Genomic DNA, 273 nt, shown 5'->3' with positions numbered 1-273 from the left:
CATTTTCTTATCGGCGTACAGATGAATGACGGCAGCCCCGGGACGTTTCTCTTCAAGCTGATCCTGAGTGAATGCCTGGAAGTGCCGGGCAGGTTCACCTTCGCCAGGAATCAACGTCAGATAATTGCCCTTTATCAGGTTACCGATATTACTCACACCTTGTAACGAGAGGTTGGCTTCTTCCAGTAACAGGCTGGTGCCGGATGTCAGTAAATCACTCATGCTAGGTTCAATTGCTGCGTGGGCGATAACACGCTTGCGCTGATGGTCTAG

At 50.5% G+C, this 273-nt stretch carries 1 protein-coding gene; it reads right to left on the bottom strand.

Annotation, left to right across the window (positions count from 1 at the left end; genetic code table 11):
* The coding region (locus tag ACYP03_RS26160; RefSeq protein WP_459782693.1) for a hypothetical protein at positions 1 to 222 on the bottom strand (222 nt) is incomplete at its 3' end.
* Positions 223 to 273 lie beyond the last annotated feature (51 nt).

It is taken from the genome of Photobacterium sp. R1 (genome assembly GCF_054600795.1).
This window is presented reverse-complemented; position numbering and strand designations above follow the sequence as displayed.